The 2,153-nt window shown below is 74.1% G+C and carries 3 protein-coding genes; 2 read left to right on the top strand and 1 reads right to left on the bottom strand.

All coding sequences use genetic code 11. From position 1 onward, the window contains the following. Together PROKR_RS13330 and PROKR_RS13325 are read left to right on the top strand one after the other, a co-directional pair. The coding region (locus tag PROKR_RS13330; protein ID WP_084800432.1) for a methyltransferase domain-containing protein at window positions 1-571 on the top strand (571 nt) is incomplete at its 5' end. A gap of 197 nt (window positions 572-768) precedes the next feature. Next, window positions 769-1,872 carry an alpha/beta hydrolase gene (locus tag PROKR_RS13325; RefSeq protein ID WP_211240130.1) on the top strand — a complete coding sequence of 368 codons (1,104 nt, stop codon included), beginning with the start codon at window positions 769-771 and terminating at the stop codon, window positions 1,870-1,872. Here the strand turns inward: PROKR_RS13325 and PROKR_RS13320 are convergent. Continuing rightward, window positions 1,835-2,153: glycosyltransferase (locus PROKR_RS13320; RefSeq protein WP_342665875.1), on the bottom strand; the 319-nt coding region annotated here is incomplete at its 5' end. The genes PROKR_RS13325 and PROKR_RS13320 overlap by 38 nt on opposite strands.

Raw genomic sequence — 2,153 nt, 5'->3', positions numbered from 1 at the left:
GCCCGCCACCGTCGTCGACGTCGGCTGCGGCACCGGCTACTACCTCGCGGGCGTGCTGGACGCGATGCCGGGCGCCGTCGGCCTGGGGCTGGACACCTCCGCGCACGCCCTGCGCACGGCGGCCAAGGCCCACGAGCGGGCCGCGGCCGCTGCCTGGGACGTCTTCCGGCCGTTCCCGATCGGCTCGGAGCAGGTCGACGTGGTGCTCGACGTGTTCGCGCCGCGGAACCCGGCCGAGTTCCACCGGGTGCTGCGGCCGGGCGGGACGCTGGTCGTCGTGCGGCCGTTCGGCGGGCACCTGGCCGAGCTGCGCCGGCAGGTCGCGGGGATGGTGGCCGTCGATCCCGACAAGGAGGACCGCCTGCACCAGGCGCTCGACCCCTGGTTCGAGGAGGCCCGCACGCAGCGGGTCGAGTACATCACGCCGCTGACCCGCCAGGAGGCGGTCGACCTGGTCCTGATGACGCCGAGCGCGCGCCACGTCACCGAGGCGGACCTGCGCGACGACGAGGGCACACTCCCCACCGAGGTGACGGTCTCGGTCCTGGCCACGGCCTACCGGCGGCGGTGAGGGCACCGGCACCGGCCCGCGATTCCTGCTCCACGCGTGGGTCCGGCCACTCTGTCGGCAACGAGACTTACCAGGCATCGTGCCGTGGCGAGCGCCCGACCGACCGACCAAGGTAGGGGGCACCCGGTCCGGCGGCAGGGTGGCCCGTGGCCCGGCGACCGATGTGTCCGGCCTCCGCGCCCGGAAGGCTGGAAGCCATGAGCATCCCCCTCGGCTACCTCATCGGCCTCGCCGTCCTCGCCTTCCCCGTGCTGCGCCTGCCGCACGTGCCGATGCCGCTGGGCACGTCGGTCTTCCTCATCACCATGTCGATCAACGAGCTGCCGGTCCTCGCGGCGCTCGCGTTCGGTGCCAGCACGGCGCTCGCGCTTGCCGAGGGCGACCTCGCCTCGCCCGTCGCGATCGGCGCCGCGATCGTCGCGGCCGCCTGCCTGGGCCTGCAGATCTGGCGCGGGGCCACGACGCCGTCGGTCCTTCGCCGGGCGATGGGGCCGATCGCGGTCTCGGGCCGGGTGCCGCTGTGGAGGGTCCTCGGCTTTCCCTTCCCCGTCCGTCCGCGGTCGGTCGAGCGGTTCGCGGACCTCTCCTACGGTCCCGCCGGCAGGCGCAACCGCATGGACCTGTACCGTCGCCACGGGACGGTCGCCGGTGCGCCCGTGCTGATCCACTTCCACGGTGGTTACTACACCACCGGGCACAAGAGCTCCCAGTCCCTGCCGATGCTGCACCGCCTCGCCGAGCGGGGCTGGATCTGCATCAGTGCGAACTACCGGCTGCGCCCCGCCGCGGGCTTCGAGGACCACGTCGTGGACGCCAAGCGTCTGGTCGCCTGGGTCCGCGAGCACGCCGCGCAGTGGGGCGCAGATCCCGGGCGGATCGTCCTGTCCGGCTCCTCGGCGGGCGCGCACATGTCGGCGATGGCCGCATTCACCCACGGCGACCCGGTCTACCAGCCCGGCTTCGAGGACGCCGACACCTCGGTGAGCGCCGTCGTGTCCCTCGGCGGCTACCTCGGGCGCTACTTCGACGACCGCCCGGAGACGTCGCCGACCGAGAGCGTCCGGCGCGACTCGCCTCCGATCATGATCGTGCACGGCACGCACGACTCGCTCGTGCCTGTCGCCGAGGCCCGCCGGTTCGCCGAGCGGCTGCGCGCGGACTCCCGGAACCTGGTCGTCCACGCGGAGCTTCCGGGCGCCCACCACGGGTTCGACCTGTACTGGTCTCCGCGGTTCGCGGCGGTCGTCAACGCTGTCGAGGCCTTCACCGCCGAGGCGTTCGCGCGGCAGCGGGACCGGTAGCCGGGGTCGTGCGCAGGTAGTCGGTGAACAGCTCCGCCGTCCGGCCGATGCCGTCCTCCTGGCGCAGGCGCTCGCCCAGGCGGGCGGCCCGCTCGCGCATCCGCTCGTCCGTGACGGCGCGGGTCAGTGCGACGGTGAGCCGGTCGGCGTCGAGCGTCTTGACGGGGACGGGCTCCGGACCGACGCCGAGCGCGGCCACCCGGCGCCCCCAGCTGAACTGGTCCACCGCCACCGGCGTCAGGATCGTGGGGATCCCGGCGCGCAGGCCCGCCGCCGTCGTG

It is taken from the genome of Promicromonospora kroppenstedtii DSM 19349, from assembly GCF_000515355.1.
In the GTDB taxonomy this organism is placed as follows: Bacteria; Actinomycetota; Actinomycetes; order Actinomycetales; family Cellulomonadaceae; genus Promicromonospora; species Promicromonospora kroppenstedtii.
The sequence above is the reverse complement of the archived record's forward strand: the minus strand, read 5'-3'. Positions and strand labels throughout refer to the sequence as shown.

Coding starts and splice junctions, on each gene's coding strand:
- PROKR_RS13325 (WP_211240130.1), top strand. CDS start 769: ATGAGCATCCCCCTCGGCTACCTCATCGGCCTCGCCGTCCTCGCCTTC.